Annotated in this window: 13 protein-coding genes; 5 read left to right on the top strand and 8 right to left on the bottom strand. The window is 46.9% G+C overall.

The genetic code is table 11. The features are described 5' to 3' along the window. Positions 1 to 327: 327 nt before the first annotated feature. Together rpsA and cmk are read right to left on the bottom strand one after the other, a co-directional pair. A complete protein-coding gene (gene rpsA / locus ST37_RS13740; protein WP_084887322.1) occupies positions 328 to 1,998 on the bottom strand; it encodes a 30S ribosomal protein S1 in 1,671 nt (556 codons plus the stop codon). Between the two features lie 108 nt (positions 1,999 to 2,106). Then, positions 2,107 to 2,784 (bottom strand): (d)CMP kinase, encoded by a 678-nt coding sequence (gene cmk, locus ST37_RS13735; RefSeq protein WP_084887320.1) that lies wholly within the window; start codon positions 2,782 to 2,784, stop codon positions 2,107 to 2,109. Positions 2,785 to 4,002: 1,218 nt separating this feature from the next. On the opposite strand from cmk, the gene ST37_RS13730 reads away from it, so the two are divergent. Further along, positions 4,003 to 4,554 (top strand): type II secretion system protein, encoded by a 552-nt coding sequence (locus ST37_RS13730; protein WP_084887318.1) that lies wholly within the window; start codon positions 4,003 to 4,005, stop codon positions 4,552 to 4,554. Between the two features lie 246 nt (positions 4,555 to 4,800). On the opposite strand, the gene sohB is transcribed toward ST37_RS13730, so the two are convergent. After that, positions 4,801 to 5,859, bottom strand: coding sequence for a protease SohB (sohB, locus tag ST37_RS13725; RefSeq protein ID WP_084887316.1), 1,059 nt, complete (start codon positions 5,857 to 5,859; stop codon positions 4,801 to 4,803). A gap of 76 nt (positions 5,860 to 5,935) precedes the next feature. Between sohB and ST37_RS13720 the strand changes: the two genes are divergently transcribed. Further along, positions 5,936 to 6,682 (top strand): YciK family oxidoreductase, encoded by a 747-nt coding sequence (locus ST37_RS13720; RefSeq protein WP_084887314.1) that lies wholly within the window; start codon positions 5,936 to 5,938, stop codon positions 6,680 to 6,682. Positions 6,683 to 6,746: 64 nt separating this feature from the next. Beyond that, complete coding sequence (locus tag ST37_RS13715; protein WP_084887312.1) at positions 6,747 to 7,430, top strand: SDR family oxidoreductase; 684 nt, start codon at positions 6,747 to 6,749, stop codon at positions 7,428 to 7,430. Positions 7,431 to 7,449: 19 nt separating this feature from the next. Here ST37_RS13715 and ST37_RS13710 read toward each other — a convergent pair whose 3' ends face one another. From ST37_RS13710 to ST37_RS13700, 3 genes are all read right to left on the bottom strand, one after another. Further along, entirely contained in the window at positions 7,450 to 9,390 is a 1,941-nt protein-coding gene (locus ST37_RS13710; protein WP_084887310.1) for a DNA topoisomerase III, read from the bottom strand. Between the two features lie 58 nt (positions 9,391 to 9,448). Next, positions 9,449 to 9,997, bottom strand: coding sequence for an NAD(P)H nitroreductase (locus ST37_RS13705; protein WP_084887308.1), 549 nt, complete (start codon positions 9,995 to 9,997; stop codon positions 9,449 to 9,451). Positions 9,998 to 10,073: 76 nt separating this feature from the next. Next, positions 10,074 to 12,089 carry an NADPH-dependent 2,4-dienoyl-CoA reductase gene (locus tag ST37_RS13700; RefSeq protein WP_084887306.1) on the bottom strand — a complete coding sequence of 672 codons (2,016 nt, stop codon included), beginning with the start codon at positions 12,087 to 12,089 and terminating at the stop codon, positions 10,074 to 10,076. A 258-nt stretch (positions 12,090 to 12,347) separates the two neighbouring features. Here ST37_RS13700 and sppA point away from each other — a divergent pair, with 258 nt between their 5' ends. Further along, complete coding sequence (sppA, locus tag ST37_RS13695) at positions 12,348 to 14,210, top strand: signal peptide peptidase SppA (RefSeq protein WP_084887304.1); 1,863 nt, start codon at positions 12,348 to 12,350, stop codon at positions 14,208 to 14,210. Positions 14,211 to 14,283: 73 nt separating this feature from the next. On the opposite strand, the gene ST37_RS13690 is transcribed toward sppA, so the two are convergent. Both ST37_RS13690 and ST37_RS13685 read right to left on the bottom strand, forming a co-directional pair. Next, a complete protein-coding gene (locus ST37_RS13690) occupies positions 14,284 to 17,385 on the bottom strand; it encodes an efflux RND transporter permease subunit (protein ID WP_084887302.1) in 3,102 nt (1,033 codons plus the stop codon). Continuing rightward, a complete protein-coding gene (locus ST37_RS13685) occupies positions 17,372 to 18,478 on the bottom strand; it encodes an efflux RND transporter periplasmic adaptor subunit (RefSeq protein ID WP_084887300.1) in 1,107 nt (368 codons plus the stop codon). Before ST37_RS13685 ends, ST37_RS13690 begins: the two co-directional genes overlap by 14 nt. Positions 18,479 to 18,584: 106 nt before the next feature. Here ST37_RS13685 and ST37_RS13680 point away from each other — a divergent pair, with 106 nt between their 5' ends. Beyond that, on the top strand, positions 18,585 to 19,184 hold the full coding sequence (locus ST37_RS13680) for a TetR/AcrR family transcriptional regulator (protein ID WP_084887298.1): 600 nt from the start codon (positions 18,585 to 18,587) through the stop codon (positions 19,182 to 19,184). Positions 19,185 to 19,247: the final 63 nt, after the last annotated feature.

Genomic DNA, 19,247 nt, shown 5'->3' with positions numbered 1-19,247 from the left:
TTGGAAATTAGCAAAAGTGTAGCAGGGACAGGAAGTTACGTCCAAGGTTATTGGGTGTGGTGATGAAAGGCGAGAAGCGAGAAGCGAGAAGCGAGAAGCGAGAAGCGAGAAGCGAGATGCGAGATGCGAGATGCGAGATGCGAGATGCGAGATGCGAGATGCGAGATGCGAGATGCGAGAAAGTATGGCCCTCCTCTCTCAAAACGCAAGCGCTCTCGAAGCAAAGCGTCTCGACTCTGTTTTCAGTAAAACGTCTTGCCTCTTTTTCCCTTAAAACAAAAAAGGAGCCCTAAGGCTCCTTTTTACTAATAGACGGTAAAGTCAGTCTTAGCTTTTGTTCGCAGCTTTGAAAGCGTCAGCCATTGCGTTACCGAACGAAGCTTCATCTTGCTTGTTCAGTGAAGCCATTGCTTCTTGCTCTTCAGCTTCGTCTTTCGCTTTGATAGACAGGTTGATTACGCGGTTCTTACGGTCAACACCGGTGAACTTCGCTTCAACTTTGTCGCCAGCGCTTAGGATTAGAGAAGCGTCTTCTACACGGTCACGAGCGATTTCAGATACACGGATGTAACCTTCAACGCCTTCAGCGATCTCTACAGTTGCGCCTTTCGCGTCAACAGCAGTGATAGTACCGTTTACTAGAGTACCTTTCTTAGTATCAGCTACGAAGCTGTTGAACGGGTCGTTTTCCATTTGCTTAACGCCAAGAGAAATACGCTCACGCTCTGCATCTACTGCAAGTACAACTGCAGAGATTTCGTCGCCTTTCTTGAAGTCACGTACGGCTTCTTCGCCTGCAACGTTCCAAGAGATATCAGATAGGTGTACTAGACCGTCGATGCCACCTTCAAGACCGATGAAGATACCGAAGTCAGTGATTGACTTGATCTTACCAGTAACTTGATCGCCTTTAGCTTGCGCTTCAGCGAATGATTGCCATGGGTTAGCTTTACATTGCTTAAGACCTAGAGAAATACGACGACGTTCTTCGTCAATCTCAAGAACCATAACTTCAACTTCATCGCCAACATTCACAACTTTAGAAGGGTGGATGTTCTTGTTAGTCCAATCCATTTCAGAAACGTGTACTAGACCTTCAACGCCTTCTTCGATTTCAACGAAGCAACCGTAGTCAGTTAGGTTAGTAACACGGCCAGAAAGCTTGTGACCTTCTGGGTAACGCTTAGCGATTGCTACCCATGGATCTTCGCCAAGTTGCTTAAGACCTAGTGAAACGCGAGTACGCTCACGGTCAAACTTAAGAACTTTAACTTGGATCTCATCACCAACGTTTACGATCTCAGATGGGTGCTTAACACGCTTCCAAGCCATATCGGTGATGTGAAGTAGGCCGTCTACACCGCCAAGGTCAACGAACGCACCGTAGTCAGTAAGGTTCTTAACGATACCTTTAACTTCGCTACCTTCTTGTAGAGTTTCAAGAAGCTCATCACGCTCAACACTGTTTTCAGATTCGATAACAGCACGACGAGAAACAACAACGTTGTTGCGCTTCTGGTCTAGCTTGATAACTTTGAACTCTAGCTCTTTGTTTTCTAGGTGAGCAGTATCACGGATAGGGCGTACGTCAACAAGAGAACCAGGTAGGAATGCACGGATACCGTTAAGTTCTACAGTGAAACCACCTTTAACTTTACCGTTGATGATACCAACAACAGTTTCAGCTTCTTCGTAAGCTTTCTCAAGTACGATCCAAGCTTCGTGACGCTTCGCTTTCTCACGAGAAAGTTGAGTCTCACCGAAACCATCTTCAACAGCGTCAAGAGCAACATCTACTTCTGAACCAATTTCAACTTCAAGTTCGCCAGCAGCGTTCTTGAATTGTTCAGCAGGAATAGCAGATTCTGACTTAAGACCAGCGTCTACAAGTACAAAGCCGTTTTCGATAGCAACAACAGTACCTTTAACGATAGTACCTTGTTGGAATTCAGTTTCAGATAGAAACTCTTCAAAGAGTTGAGCAAAAGATTCAGTCATTATTTGATCTTCATAGTTTAAGTCTCCACGGCCATCCTAGCTCGTGGGGGTTGATAAAATCGCCGGTCATCATCCTTGGGACCAACGGCCTATGTGCCCTGACCGGAATCAGGACAACTTAGATTCGATAAATTTGTAGGCTTTTTCTACCACTTCTTCAATAGAAAGCTCTGTAGAATCAAGCACTAAAGCGTCATCCGCAGGACGTAAAGGAGCCACCGCTCGGTTGCGGTCGCGGTAGTCACGTTCTGTGATCTCGCTCAAAAGGTGGTCAATATTAACCTCTAACCCCTTAGCATGCAACTGATTATAGCGTCTCTGAGCGCGCTCTTCGGCGCTGGCATCCAAAAAGATTTTTGCTTCTGCGTTTGGAAACACAATTGTGCCCATATCACGGCCATCGGCAACGAGGCCAGGCTCCGCGCTAAAGGCGCGTTGACGGCGTAATAATGCTTCGCGAACACGAGGTAAAGCGGCCACTTTTGATGCTGCCATACCCGTCTCTTCTTTACGTAATTCGTCCGAAACATTTTCGCCTTCAAGGATCACTTTAACTAGGTCTCCTTCAGCGATAAATTGAACGTCTAAGTGAGTCGCAATAGGTACAAGAGCGTCTTCGGATTCTAAATCCACACCGTGATGCAGTGCGGCCAAAGCCAAAACGCGATAAATCGCGCCAGAGTCTAGCAGATGATAACCTAGTTTATTAGCCAACAGCATGCACAGAGTGCCTTTGCCTGCACCACTTGGGCCGTCAACGGTGACAACAGGGTACGGTTGAGTCATGTATCACTCCAGATAGTTATTATGCTTAGAGGAAATCCTCTAAATTTTGGCGCGGATTATACAGGAAGCTGCATAGATTCAAAAGCCATTAAACCTTAGTGAAAACATGTTAACGGCTGCAAAATCCATTTTTAATATAATGTCACTAAAGTCTATTCACAAACTGAACACACATGCTTTAAACCTATATTGACGTTTATAGTCACCGGTAGCACCCCCATGTAGCTCATGATCATTCAGCGACAACGTTACATTTGAAATTTGACACTACCGCTTCTTCAACACAGATTTTCAAACGGCTCAAATGACAAGCATACTGTCTAGAAAGGTTGGAAGAAGAGTCTAACAAAAGCAAACCGCTCAGAACAATCAAACGTCAATACCTCACACCCAAAAACCCCTTCACGAGTGTAACGTGATTCTATGTCGCTCCTAATACAGGAGCCATTGAGGTTACTGTCTAAAAATACTAGGTCGACCTGGCGTAGCCACAGTGGTAACCGCAGTACATTACCCGCTATGGTCGTCATTAGTAACTAAGGTTGTGACCCTCTGCTATACGGATATTGTTGGGGCAATATATAACAGAAGTTTAGCCGAGCCACAGCCCGAGAAGCGTCGTTGCGCAATTTTGCGGAACACACCGACCATCAGCGAGCCTTTGGTGTAACTAGCGCGAGAGCCCTCGTGAACACCGGCTAGGGTAAATTGAGGTTATTGAACTGCATTAGCTTTGGCTTTTGCCTTGATTTGGTGGGTGGATTAATTTTAGCGATTGCCCAAGCTGCTGAAGGTCGCTTTTGCTTTCTGATAAAGCTTTGGCGCTTCAATTCATTTCGCCAGTCGCACTGGCGTCAGCTTGCTTAAACGCACTCATGCGTGGAGGAGGTTAAGCACAGTATAGAAAAGCTCGGCGCTAGGCGATATGGTCTGGAGGCCCTGCTGCCGACAGGTTGATTTATTTGATCTTTTATTAAATAACCTTGTAAGAAGTAAGGTTTATTGGTCTAATCACGTTTATCCCGTTGGTGTTGGGTTAACGTAAGGGCTTTTGCTGGGGTAACGTTCCCATCACCAAGGCATGGGGGCGGGATATAGCGAGTCTGTAGCTATGCCTGCTCTTTGCTGTCGGAGTAAAAAAGAAATCCAGATGCTTCTCACCAATTGGGTGAGAAGCATGACTTGGACGATAGAGTATAAGGAATTGATTGCTTGATTATGGACTGGGAAGACAAGTTGCCCGCTGGTCACTCCTATCGGGAAGATGGTGGTTTTACGCTTATCGAAATGGTGGCGGTTGTTGTCCTACTCGGGATCCTCGCTGCGATTGCGTTACCCAACTTTATCAATTTGCGACAAGACGCCCGGCAAGTGATGCTGAACACGGCGGTTGCGGCGACTAAAAATGCATCCGAGTTTGTTTTTTTGAAAGGGCAACTCCAAGGGATCTCCAATGGAAAGGTCGACATCGGAGGCGAGGAAGTATTGGTTGTCGAAGGGTATATGCAAGGTCGGGGAGCCGATGCTTTTTTGAAAGTGGTCGAGCTTTCGGGTATCACCACCGGCCTTGATTGGGATGAACTGTGCCCGACGAGCTTTTGTACGCATGGCAATGAGCAATCCATGCCGGATGTCCCAGGAGCTAACGGTGGACGTGGCGTATATGTCTGGCCAATAGCCACTACCGTTGCAGATAGCTGTTATCTCTATTACTACAATCGCGAGGATGGTAGCCCCCCGCTGATTGGCAAGATTGCCTCCGGCTGTTAAACATCGAATGAATGACAGCACAGCCTGTTCAGCTAAGAAGTGATCTTTGGATCGCTTTTTTGTTGTCTGCCCACAGAGGGTCGCTCCCTTGCAATGCAGTATCCGTCACCATATTGGTACCGCATGCTCTCGTAAATGTAGGACTTTAACCACTCATCTTTGACGAATAAGTTATGATGACCCCTATAAAATAAAAGAGGCCAAGCCGAACAGTGCTTGGCCTTTGATTGCTTTGCGATCACTTATTTAGACGATCGGCTTTTGTCCGCGCTCAATCAGCTGTAGCAGTGATCGATCTACGAGCTGCGCACCGCCACTGGCAACTTTTTCAGACAATTTTTTCTTCTCTACATAATTAACCGCTAATACAGTCTTATCTTTACAAGCTTCAATAACCACATCGTCAGAAGTTGTGATGTCGTCCACCAGCCCTAGATCTTTTGCTTGTGTGCCAAACCAGTGCTCTCCTGTTGCGACTTTATCGAGTTCAAGATCAGGTCGGCGCTGCGCGATAAAGTCTTTAAACAAGCCGTGAGTCTCTTCAAGCTCTTGCTTGAATTTGTCTCTGGCTTTATCGGTGTTTTCGCCAAACATGGTCAGTGTTCGCTTATATTCACCCGCCGTCAGTTGTTCAAACTCAATATCGTGTTTTTTGAGTAACTTATTGAAGTTTGGAAGCTGGGCAATAACACCTATAGAGCCCACAATGGCAAATGGGGCTGCGACAATTTTGTCTGCAACACAGGCCATCATGTATCCACCGCTTGCCGCAACCTTATCGACAGAGATGGTTAACGGCAATTTTGCCGCCTTAATGCGATCGAGCTGAGATGAAGCCAATCCATACCCATGGACCATGCCACCGCCAGATTCCAATCGAACAAGGACTTCATCGCCCTCTCGTGCCACCGCTAAGATTGCGGTGATTTCTTCACGAAGGGGGGCCACCTCTTTAGCATCGATACTGCCTTTAAAGTCCAGCACAAAAAGGTGCGGTTTGCGTTTTTCGTCTAGTCCACCGTCTTTGACCGCTTGCTTGATCTCTTTATCACGCGATTTTTGCTTCTCTTTTTCCGCTTTTTTATGAGCCTTGTCACGCGCCTTAATAAACGATGCATCGTGCAGATGATGCTCCATCAGTTCGATGTTGGTTTTATACTGCTCCGATAAATTAGTGATTTTAAGGCTGCCCTTTTGACCGCCCTTTGAATTGACCGATTTAGCGATGACCATAATCACAATAATAGCGATGACAAAGGTCGCGATTTTGGCCAAAAATAGTCCATAGTCGAGCAAAAATTCCAATGTAGTATCCTCAGTAACTCAATTTGGTGTAAGGTATTGCACCGTCATAATACCGAAATAAACAAGGAAAAGTAGAGTGGATTATCAAGTTGAGCCTCAGGCCTTAAAAGGCCATGTTATTTTAGTGACCGGAGCGGGCGCTGGAATTGGCAAACAAGCAGCTATGTCTTATGCAGAACATGGCGCAACCGTCATTTTACTTGGCAAGACGGTTAATAAGCTCGAGGCCACATTTGATGAGATCGTTGCTGCTGGCTTTCCTGAACCCGCGATCGTGCCTCTTGATCTAAAAGGAGCGTCTAAACAGAATTATCTCGATATGGTCGACACCATAGAGCAAGAATACGGTCGTCTAGATGGGATTCTTCATAACGCAAGTTTGCTTGGCATGATCGGTCCATTTGAACATATTGAAGAAGACAGCTTTGATGACCTCATGCAGGTGAATGTAAAAGCTGAGCTTCTTATGACCCAAGCTGCGCTACCACTACTACGCAAAGCGCCTCAAGGACGTGTTGTGTTTACATCCTCCACTGTAGGCCATTCTGGACGTGCCTTGTGGGGTGCTTACGCAATCTCAAAATTTGCCACCGAAGGAATGATGCAAGTGCTGGCCGATGAAATGTCCAATACTAACGTACGCATTAACGCGATCAATCCAGGAGCAACTCGCACTAACATGCGTGCTCAAGCTTACCCTGCGGAAGATGCAAATAGGCTTAAAACCCCTTTAGAGCTTATGCCGTTATATCTATATTTAATGTCGGCAGAAAGCCAAGACATTAATGGGCAATGTATTGATGCTCAACCAAAAGCTAAATAAAAGAGTGCCTGCAAAGGCGCTTTTTTGCTCATTAGCGACCAGTTTCTCATCACAAGGAGTTTCTATGCCAAAAGTACTTATTACAGGAGCAAACCGCGGGATTGGATTAGGGTTAGTTCAACAATACTTAAAAGATGGATGGCGTGTTCATGCAACAGCGCGAGATTTTGAACAAGCAGGTGAACTCACCACGTTGTCAGCCAACCCGCAATTGTCACTGCATCAACTGGATGTCACAGACTATGCCGCCGTGGAGCGATTGGCCGACGAGCTCAATGACATTGATCTGTTAATCAATAACGCAGGCTATTACGGCCCCAAAAATTATGGGCTAGGTCAAACAGACCAAAAAGAGTGGCGACATGTTTTTGAGGTCAATACGATTGCGCCTCTCAAGCTGGTTGAAGCACTATTGCCCAACCTTTCAAGAGGCAAGCACAAAAAGATCGTCTGTATCAGTTCCAAAGTTGGCTCTATGCAAGAAAATACCTCTGGTGGCGGGTATATTTACCGGTCTTCGAAAGCAGCACTCAATTCGGTGGTTAAAAGTCTGTCGAATGATTTGTCAAAAGATGGGTTCACCGTGTTAGCGTTACACCCAGGTTGGGTTCGAACGAATATGGGCGGACCCAATGCACTGATTGACGTTGCACAATCCACCGTTGGTCTTTTTAATGTTATTGCGAATGCTGGCAAGAAGGACTCGGGACGCTTCTTAAACTATGACGGTACAGAGCTTCCTTGGTAAACAAGCGAAGACAATGGCGTCATGATCGTTTTCTATAGGTCGATCGCTTCTTTCTAAACGTGGCTTTAGCTGGAGGTAAATTCCTGAGTGATTCAGGAATGGCACCATTGCTGCTCTGATCAATAAGTGCCTGTAACGATTGAGTCAGCGGTAACATAAAGTGGTTATAAGATTCTTTCTTTTCCACAATATTTTGCAACTGATGTTCCCAATGCGCGGTCATGTCTGGAAAGGTTGACTGCTCAGGTAGCGCACCGATTAATCCACGTCCAGCAGGTGTCGACAGCATCGATTTACCCTTGCGATTGATTAACCCTCGTTTGACCAGTAAATCGAGTATCCCTGCGCGTGTTGCTTCAGTGCCCAGTCCATCTGTCTCGCGCAGAATCTTTTTCAATTGCGTATCCTGCACAAATCGTGAAATGCCCGTCATTGCTTGCAGTAACGTCGCTTCAGTAAAATGTTTTGGCGGTTCAGTGAGTTTTTCTTTCAAATCACTACCAACACATAGATGAGTGCTACCCATTAGCAATTTAGGAATGAACGCACTCCCTGGCTCGTTAGATGCAGAGCCATTTTTGGGTTTTGATGGGCGCTCAAGTAGAGACCGCCATCCAGGGGACAACAGGGTTTTCCCTTTTGCAGTAAACTCGCCGCCTTCGATGTCAAATCCCAGTTGAGCTTCGGCGTACTCAGCGGCCGGATAAAACTGCATCAAGTATTGTCTCGCGATAAGCTGATACACATTGGCTTCATCTTTACCTAAAACGGCACTTCTTAAAGACTTACTGGTTGGGATAATCGCGTGGTGCGCCTCGACCTTAGCGTCATTCCACGCTTTTGAACGCAGCGCGGTATTCGCCCCCTGCACGGCGCTTTGTAGCGGCTGACTATTATTGCTGATTGCGGAAAGTACGCTACTTGCTTCGCTAAAATGCCCTTTAGGTAAATAACGACAATCGGAACGAGGATAAGTGATTAACTTGTGTTTCTCATACAAACCCTGACAGGTATCGAGAACTTGCTGAGCACTCATGCCAAAACGCTTGGACGCATCAATTTGCAACGCCGAAAGCGAGTAAGGCAAAGGCGCATTTTGCTTGCTGGTTTTGTGTTCACTGAGTGTCACTGTCGCTGGCTGATTGGCGATTTTTTTTGCCACATGCTCAACCAATTGACGATTTAACACCCGCCCTTCTTCGTCTTGCCAAGCTTCACAGGCTTTACTGGGCTTCCACTTAGCGATCACCGTGCCACTTGGATTATCTACGGCAACATGCGCTTCAAGGGTGTAATAGGTTTTTGCCACAAAATTGTCGATTTCTTGGTCTCTGCGTACCACCAAACCCAAGACCGGAGTTTGCACACGGCCCACCGACAGCACACCTTGATACCCCGCTTTTTGACCAAGCAACGTATAGGCACGCGTCATGTTCATCCCATAAAGCCAGTCTGCGCGTGAGCGCGCTAAAGCCGACACCGATAGTGGCACAAACTCTTGATTGCTTTTAAGTTGCGATAACGCTTTTTTGACTGCGCTTAAGTTTAAATCACTGATGAGTAAGCGAGAGATAGTCTGCTTTTTTGCTTTAGGTACTTTGCAATAATCGATCACTTCATCGACCAACAGCTGCCCTTCTCTGTCTGGGTCGCCTGCATGAATGATTTCACTGCTGGACTTAATCAGCTTTTTCACGACCGTCAGTTGCTTAGAGGAGGATTTTCGAGGTTTTAATATCCATTGATCAGGAACAATAGGTAAATCAGCACTGTTCCATTTTTTGTAGCGACTGTCATATTCATCTGGATCGGCCTGCTCTAATAAATGACCGATGCACCAAGTAACCACAGAGCCATCTGCGCACTGAATATACCCATTTTGTTTTGAGTGCGGTTTTGGTAAAGCATCGGCAATCGCGCGACCAAGGCTGGGTTTTTCTGCAATATAAAGTCGTGTCATAAAAAAGGCCTTCCATGTGGAAGGCCTATTATAATCAAATAACTGTGAATATATACAGCTACAAATAATCAACGAACTGACTGAGGTCACGCTCCGGCACTTTTAACGGTGTGCAACCCGCTGTTCCTAAATACAAAAAGCCGACGATTTGATCGGTAGCGGCCAATTGTAATCCATTGTGAACATGGCGACTGAACATCCAAGGACCAGAGCGCCAAAACGCCTGAAAACCTTGAGCAACGGCCGCCATTTGCATCGCATGGGCCGCGCAACCTGCCGACAAATGTTGTTCTAAAACTGGAACTTTAGGGTGCTCGGTGACTTTGGCAACCACAGTGATCACCATAGGTGCTCTAAATGGCGCTTTCGCAAGCTTTTCAATCACCTCTGGTTCGCTATTTTCAGCTTCGGCGGCATCCACCAACACATTGGCCAGTCTTTTAAGACCATCACCTTTGGCGATAATAAATTGCCAAGGGGTAAGATTGCCATGATCCGGTGCGCGTAAACCTGCACGCAATATATTTTCCAGCGCCTCGCCGTCGGGCGCGGGCTCGCTCAATTTAGCAATTGAGCGACGATTAAGCAGTAAATCCAATCCTTCCATACAACGTCCATATTGGTGTGCCAACGTGGCCAGCACAAACTAAGAATGATTTTCATTAACGTTATCACAGTTACGATTAGATTTTAACTGCGATTTCCATTCCTTGACGAATTGCGCGCACCGCATCCAGTTCACCGGCTTCTTTAGCCCCACCAATCACATGCAGTTTATCACCAAGCTCTGCCCACTGAGACTCAAAAGGTCGTACCGATGTTTGACCGGCGCAGACAATCACAGAGTCAGCATCGAGTAACCTGTCCCCGGTTCCGTTCACAATATGTAAGCCTTGCTCGTCCAATTTCTTGTATTGGACGCCACCTAATAGGTTTACTCCGCGCTTTTCTAAGGTGCGTTTATGGATCCAGCCTGTGGTTTTACCTGGCCCTTTACCCACACGCCCTTTACGACGCTGCATGACCCAAACAGTGAGGTCTGTCTCTTCGTCAGGGAATGGGAACAAACCACCAGGATGTTCAATTTGCTTATCGATGCCCCACTCGTGCAGCCAGTCATCTAGGTCATGGCCTTTAGGTTCAGTGAGCATGGTCGCAACATCTATGCCGATGCCACCTGCGCCCATGATGGCAACTTTTTTACCTGTTGGCGTCTTTTCTCGGATCAACGTTTGATAGTCAATCACTTTGTCACTGCCTTCAAGCCCCTCTAAATTCACTTTACGAGGCTCAACGCCCGACGCCATGATCACTTCGTCATACTCTTTGAGCGTATCAAGAGTGGCCACAGTATCTAACTTAAGGTTCACTCCTGTCTCATCGAGCATGTTGGCAAAATAACGAATCGTTTCGCGGAACTCTTCTTTACCCGGGATTTGCATCGCTAGGCGGAACTGACCACCAATGCGATCGCTTTTTTCATACAAGTCCACTTCATGGCCACGCCCCGCGGCTGTGGTCGCGGCAGAAAGTCCCGCAGGACCTGCACCGACGACGGCGACTCGTTTCTTTTGGGTAACTTGAGTGATCGGGATTTCGGTTTCATAGCAAGCGCGCGGGTTGACTAAACAGCTTGCACGCTTACCCTTAAACACATTGTCTAAACACGCTTGGTTACACCCAATGCAGGTATTAATGAGATGCGACTGTTGGTTGGCCGCTTTATTCACAAAATCAGCATCGGCTAAAAATGGCCTAGCCATGGAAATCATATCGGACTTCCCGCTTGCCAATATCTCTTCCGCAACTTCTGGGGTATTAATACGATTGGTTGCAATAACCGGTACATTGACATGGGGCTTTATTTTTTCGGTAACCCAAGAGAATGCGCCTCTTGGTACTTGCGTGGCGATGGTGGGGATTTTAGCTTCGTGCCATCCTATACCAGTATTGATAATGGTCGCGCCCGCATCTTCTAGCGCTTTAGCAAGATAAATCACTTCGTCTAACGTGCTGCCTTCTTCTACCAAGTCCAACATCGATAAACGGAAAATTATAATAAACTCTTTCCCGGCCGCTTTACGCACAGATTTAACCACTTCTAATGCCAAGCGAATGCGCTTTTTATAGGTACCGCCCCACTCGTCGTAACGCTTGTTGGTGCGTTGACAGATGAACTGGTTAATCAAATAGCCTTCTGAGCCCATGATCTCAACACCATCGTAACCCGCAAGTTGCGCCAGTTGCGCACTATTTGCAAAAGCGTCGATGGTTTTTTTAATTTGTTTGTCGCTCATTTCGCTCGGGGCAAAACGAGAAATGGGCGCTTTCATGCTAGACGCACTTTGCGCAAATGGATGCATCGCATAACGACCTGCATGCAATAACTGTAAACAGATCTTCCCACCATTGTCATGCACCATCTCTGTGACTACTTGGTGCGCTTTAGCGTGTTTTGGCTTGCTAAACTCTGCGCTTAGCGGGTGCAAGCGGCCACGTAAATTAGGGGAAAAACCACCGGTAACAATCAAGCCGACACCGCCTCTTGCACGCTCGGCATAAAAGGCCGCCAGCTTTCCAAGCCCTTCTTTATGTTCTTCAAGTCCAGTATGCATTGACCCCATCAATACGCGATTACGCAGTTGGGTAAATCCTAAATCCAGTGGCTCAAGTAGGTGTGGGTACATCGTTGTTTCCATCCATTTTTTGGTATCAATTACTGTAATCAACTGCTCACACCGCTGGCTAGAATTGGCTCAAGGGAATGCAGTTTGGAGTCGTCCATTACGCGTATTGTCATTATTATTCTGGTCTGACCACGATATCATTGTTGTTTCAGATTTCAAACAGTTGTTTACATAAATGCAACAAACATCAATCTACAGTTTGAATTATGAGAGCATTGACGTAGGATTGTTAAATCAAATCCTTGAATTCATACAGTTAAAGGGAATCGAATGATTAAGCTGTTCAAGTTTATCGGCAAAGTGTTCAAGTTCTTACTGAATACACTCAACATTATTCGGTTGCTGGTGGTTAACCTGTTCTTTTTATTTGTTATTGGGGTGCTATACCACACCTTTATGCAATATCAACAAGATCCCACTGCGCAACCCATTGAAGACGTCACGCCCTCTGCATTGGTACTAAACCTCTCTGGTCCCATTGTCGAGCAACGCACCTACATCAATCCAATGGACAGTCTCTCAGATTCCGTACTTGGTCGAGATATGCCAAGGGAAAATGTACTGTTTGAAATTGCCGAAACCATTCGCCACGCGGCCGACGATGACAGCATCAGTGGCTTAGTGCTAGTTCTTAAGCAAATGCCCGAAACCAACCTCACCAAACTTCGTTACATTGCAAAAGCGATTAACGAATTTAAGGCATCCGGCAAACCAGTGTTTGCGTCCAGTGACTTTTACAATCAAAGTCAGTATTACTTAGCCAGCTACGCAGACAAAATCATGCTGGCACCGGATGGCGGCGTGCTACTCAAGGGCTACAGCAGTTACACCCTTTACTACAAAGAGTTATTAGAAAAGTTGGACGTCACTACCCACGTATTTCGTGTGGGCACCTACAAATCAGCCGTCGAACCGTTTTTGCGCACCGACATGTCCGATGAAGCAAAGCAGTCTGCGTCACGCTGGTTAAGTCAACTCTGGGGCGCCTACGTTGATGATGTGGCCACCAACCGACAAATTGATGCCGAAGTGCTCAACCCTAGTATGGAGACCTTCTTGGCCGATTTCGAAAGTGTCGGTGGAGACCTTGCTGCCCTTGCTAAGAAGCTCGACCTTGTGGATATGCTCGCGACGAGAGATCAACGCTTAGCGGTTATGATAGATGCCTTTGGTAGCGACGATCACAACAGTTATAACCACGTTAGCTACTATAGCTACCTTAATCGCGTCAAAATGCCGCCACAGACTGCCGACAGCGACATTGCCATTGTGGTTGCACGCGGTGCAATTATGGACGGCAAAGAGCAGCGTGGAAATGTGGGCGGTGACACGACGGCTGCACAACTTCGCGCAGCGCGCTTAGATGATGATGTTAAAGCGGTAGTACTTCGCGTGGATAGCCCAGGAGGCAGTGCGTTTGCCTCAGAAGTCATTCGCAACGAAGTAGTCTCGTTGAGAGCAGCCGGAAAACCAGTGGTGGTTTCAATGTCTAGCTTGGCGGCCTCAGGTGGCTATTGGATTTCGATGAACGCCGATAAAATTGTTGCTCAGCCTACAACACTGACCGGCTCTATCGGAATTTTCAGTGTGATCACTACCTTTGAAAACAGTTTCAAATCCTTAGGCATTCATACCGATGGGGTCGGCACCTCTCCATTTAGTGGTGCAGGTGTGGCGACGGGTCTAAACAAAGGTGCACAAACTGCCATGCAAATGGGCATTGAACATGGTTACAGTCGATTTACAGGGCTGGTTGCTGATGCTCGTGATATGGACATTGCCGCTGTTGACGCCGTAGCACAAGGCCGCGTGTGGACAGGTGTTGATGCTAAAGAGCATGGTCTGGTCGATGAAATTGGTGACTTTGACTTTGCCGTCGAACTTGCCGCACAGCTGGCAGAGCTTGATGAATACAACCTCAGTTGGGTCCAAGAACCGCTTACCCCAGCGCAGGAGTTTTTCCTGCAGTTCTTTGGCGACGCCCAATCATGGCTTGGTGCAGATATTCAACAATGGATCCCTGCCGCATTGCTACCACAAGTGTCACAGATACAATCTGACCTTAGTTTAGTGAATCAGCTCAATGATCCGCGCGGTGTGTATGCGATGTGTTTAACCTGTAGCGTGGAATAAACGATTATCTGCTTCATTAGAAAGGGAGTGCAATGCACTCCCTTTTGGTTTGATCCAACTAAGGGTGTATTCATCAATGAGTCACGGCGACATCGTTGACGGGAAGTCCATTGCCCAACCTTGCTCTACCGCGAGTCAGTAACACAAACCCGGCCGGCACAAAAAAGAATGAAACGATCGAGGTCAACACCGTGCCACCTACAATGGCAATTGCAAACGGAGGCCAAAACCCTCCCCCAGCCAAAATAAGTGGCATAAAACCACCAACCGTCGTGATGGTAGTCGAAACAATGTGCCTGGTGCACATCATCACCGCACCAACGATTGAGTCAATATCCCCTGCCATCGCTTTAGGGGTTGCTTTTAATTCAGCCAAAATCACAATAGCGGCATTAATGGCCAATCCAATCACACCTAACATAGCAATGATTACGGTAAACCCAAAAGGATAGCCAAACGCGTACACGGACAATATCGCTAAGCCTCCCGCTAGCCCCGCCACCATAAAAATGAGTAAGCTAAATCGAAATGAATTAAAGGCCATTACCACCACCAGTATGGTTAACACAACCACCAGCATAATGTTGGAGACAAGACTATTAACCGACTCATTGCGCTGCGCTGACTCTCCGCCAAATTCAATATACACGCCGGCTGGCAACGATATGTCTTGCAGGGCACGCTGCACTTTTTGTTGCACCGCTTGTGGCAGCGTATCTGCTTCTAAGTAGGCTTCAATAGTATTGACCCTTTCTCCATTGCGGCGAGTAATCGCGCCGAGGTTCGACGTCAGAGAACGCGAACTTATCGACGAGAGACTGACACCGAGATGCTCCGACTCTGTCGTCAGTGGCAAAATTAAATTACCCAGTTGCTCATCACTTTGCCTGAGTCCGTCACCAACACGAACTCGTATCGGTAGTGATTGAGCACCCTCCACCACATAGCCACTGTCTATGCCAACTAACGTGGTCTGCAACCATTGGCTCATTTGACTCATAGACCACTGGTTTAATTGCAAAGCGCCTTGATCAAACTCTATGTGTATATCAGGGACGCCTGGCTGAAGGGTCTCACGTGTGTGCGTGACATGGTCTATGCGCGATAACATCAATCGAATATCTTCACCTAGTAACTTTATTTGATGTAAGTCCTCGCCATAGATCCTTAACTCGATAGGAGCGGTAAACGGAGGCCCTTGCTCTAGCTTTCTGACTAATATCTGAGCCTTTGGGATCTGTGTATTGAGTTGCTTTTGTAGTGTCGGAATCAGGTAGTTTGCGACATCAACATCGACAACCTTTACCATGGCTTGCGCATAATAGGGTGCATCGCGAAGCGAGGATTGAAGATTGTAATAAAACGAAGGAAAGCTGGCTCCAACCAACCAGCTGACCTGCTCGACGCCTTCATGTTGGTATATTAAACGGTTTACTTCACGAGTAACTGTCTCGGTAGCCTCGATACTGGTTTGAGCAGGTAAGTAGAGCTGGACTTCAAACATGTCGCGATCAGAAGGTGGGAAAAACTGCTCAGTCAACTGCGTGAGGCTCCAATACCCTGTCATGGATACCAGCGCCACACTGATGATGGCAGATTTAGGTTTCAACACCGCAATTTGAATAGCTCTAGACATAGTATGTGAAAGGGCTTTGACTCGTAGTCCGTTGACATACCACGCATTTGATGACGTATTGTCGGTTAGAAAGTGATTGGCAAGTCCGGCAATTATGGTGTGTGAAATTAAATAAGACCCCACTAAAGAAAAAGATACCGTTGCAGCGATAGCCCCAACAAATTCACCGGTTGCCCCCTGCATCAGCATAATCGGTGTAAACGCCAGCACAGTGGTTAATGTTGACCCTAGCAATGGGATCGCAAGATGGCGAATCGCTTGGCGCATCGCCTCCAATCGACCTTTTCCTTGATGCCGATAGGATTGAATGGTGTCAACCATGACAATGGCGTTGTCCACCATGATCCCAAGGGCGACGATCAACCCCGTTACCGACATTTGATTAATGGGTAGCCCTGTCACTTTCATCATACTCAGGGTGAGTAGCGTCGTTAACGGCAGCGCAGCAGCTACCAAAAGCGCGGCACGATAGCCCAAGGTAACGAATAATACAGAGACAACTAACCCCAAACCTAGTAGTAGACTTTGGACTAGATCGATTAACCTTTGTTCGGTGTAGGGCTGCTGGCTAAATACAATTTCCAGCTCTATCTGTTGTGGCAGGGTCTGCTCAAATCGAGCTATTACTTGCTGAACATTGTTAGTCCAATGGTCAACGCGCAATGAAGGTTGCATTCGCGCCGCGACTAAGACGCCGTTGTCACCATCAACCAATGCGATCTCTGACGTTGGTGAACTCATTGTTCTTCGCACTGAGGCGATATCGCGCAATTCGACAGTATGGCCACTCTGATCTGAGTACACAATAATGTCACCGATGGTTTGCACCGAATCAAGGTTTGAATCCACTTCAATCCCGTAAACAGCGTGCGAATTAACTAACTGGCCTGAGGCGATTTTGGTATCGCTGTTTGCGATTAAGCCAGACAGTGTGACTGGAGAATGCCCGAGCGCTGCCGCGTCAGCCAAATTAAGTTCCACGTTAATCTCTTCTTGGGGAATACCATAGGCGTCAACAAATTCCGTTCCTGGCTGCATTCTTAGTCGCGTCGCTAACTCATTAGCGTAGCGGCCTAAAACTAACGGATTTATCTCACTCTCACCTCGCCATTTTAGTGCCGCAATCGTGGTAAAAGCATAGGTTCTATCACTGTCTAGGTTGGGCGTTGACGCTGCCGAAGGCAGCAAGCGTTGAACATCTCTAAGTTTGTTTCTTGCTAATGTCCAAACCGGCTCTGGCTCTACTATTTCATCATGCAGCTCGATCGTGATGATTGAGATGTTAGGGCGCGATGTTGAAGAGATGGTCTTAACCTCAGACAACTCGGACAATTTATTCTCAACGACTTCGGTGACGAGCTTTTCCACTCTTTCAGCACTTGCTCCTGCGTAAGTGGTGGTGACTGTCGCAAAACGGTTGCTGATTAAAGGATCTTCGGCCCGAGGAAGATCATTAATGGCGACCAGCCCGCTGACGCAGAGTAATCCGCATAGCAGCACTAATAACCTTGGGTTAGTGATAGCGCTATAAAATGTCATCGTTCACCGCCTTCTCGCTGCTGTTGATTGCCACAACCTTTTGACCTGCGACCACACGATGCAGACCTGTCGATATCACCTTTTCTTGGTCAAACAGCTCACCAGAGACAAAGGCTTGGGTGCCGGTCACATGTTCGACAGTGACGGTTCTACGCTCAACGATCTGCACATTATTCACAACCAACACATTCCACAGCCCTTGCACGCCACCTGAAAGGGCGGAAATGGGTACCCAAGCGCCTGGCTGCTGGATAACCTGCGCAAGGCTGATGTGCGCCAACTCTTTTTCTAGCATGTGGCTGTTTTCAGGAAGCTGGTAGCGCAAGCTCACAGTTCGTGAGTGTGCATCAAGATTTGGCGCAGCACTGAGCAGCCTGGCTGTCCACTCTTGCTCACCGACGATAATGGTAATAGGCGATTGTTGTTTGGCTAAAGGTACGACACTAATCGGCACACCGATAACGACTTCCTGATGTGCGCTCGAGAGCAACGTCATTGTCGACGTCCCTACATTCACTACATCTCCCATTGATACATTACGCTGCGCGATCACACCATCATACGGGGCGTAGATGGTCGATTTTTTTAGCTTTAGCTGAGTATTATTAAGCGCTGCTTCTATACGAGCCAATTTTGCTTTCAACACCAAGACTTGGCTATTGAGTGAATCAATTTCGGCGTCAGCACTAAACCCTTTTTGTTTTAGCTGTTTTTGCCTACGTAAGGTGGTATTGGTCAATGCGAGTTGTGCAACAACTTCATCTTGCTGCGCTTTCAACTCCATGTTTTCGTTTTCAATAAACTGAGTGTCCAATTGAAGTAATGGCGTATCTTTTTTAACACTATCACCTACGTCAGCATGAATAGCGATGATTTTACCGCTGAGTTCAAACCCTAAGGTCGCGCGCTGGGCTTGTCTCACCTGCCCCACATACTCTCGAACTACCTCATAGTGAGGCACTGACTTAACCGATATGGTCTCTACGGATATAGGTGCGGTACTGCGTTGTGATGCAGTCGGCTGGCTCGTATTACATCCAACAAGAGTAACTAACAAAACAATAAGAGGATAACTCGACAATAGTCGCTTCATGATGGCTTCCTATCCAAGGCGGTTATCTATAAGTACCATAACTAGACTGGACGGTCTAGTTTTGTTTTGATAGCCTATCATTTCACTCATTAGGAAACCACCACGGATGAAGCCAAAAAGCCAAGAAAAACGAACACTTATACTGAGTGCTGCCGGTCAACTCTTTATGCAACACGGGTATAACGTGAATATGGAGCAGATAGCTAAAGTCGCTGGTGTCTCTAAACAGACTGTTTATTCTCACTTTCAAAATAAAGATGCGTTGTTTGAAGCCTGTGTTCAATCGCGCTGTATTGAAAGGCAAGTTGACCAAGAAGCCTTTGATTTAAACGCGCCTATTTCTGAGGTACTGCTGTCATTTGCTATGCGTTTTCAATCAATGATGCTTGAACCTCAAGTGCTTCAAGTGTTTCGCAATGCCGTAGGCCAAGCGACCCACACACCTCAAATTGGCGCGTCCTATCTAAACTCGGGTCCAAAACCTACGATCGCTTCTCTTGCGAGCTACTTAGAGGTTAAGCAAAAACAGCAACACATTACGCTATCCCTTGATCCCCACGAATCCGCTGTGCAGTTGATCATGATGTTCCATGGGAAAGCCGTGTATTGGGCAATGATCGGACAGGACTCGCAGCAGACGGACGCGCAGAGAAACGAGTATTTGAAAGATTGTGTGGATCTTTTTTTGAACCAACACGGGCATTAATTGCTCAGTCTCTCGAACGCTACACTTACTTTTAATCGCGTCTGGAAAGAAGCGCGTCAAACA

This window comes from Vibrio sp. qd031 (genome assembly GCF_002100145.1).
Lineage (GTDB): Bacteria > Pseudomonadota > Gammaproteobacteria > Enterobacterales > Vibrionaceae > Vibrio.
Note: the sequence above shows the minus strand (reverse complement) of the source record. Positions and strands in the feature narration are given on the sequence as shown.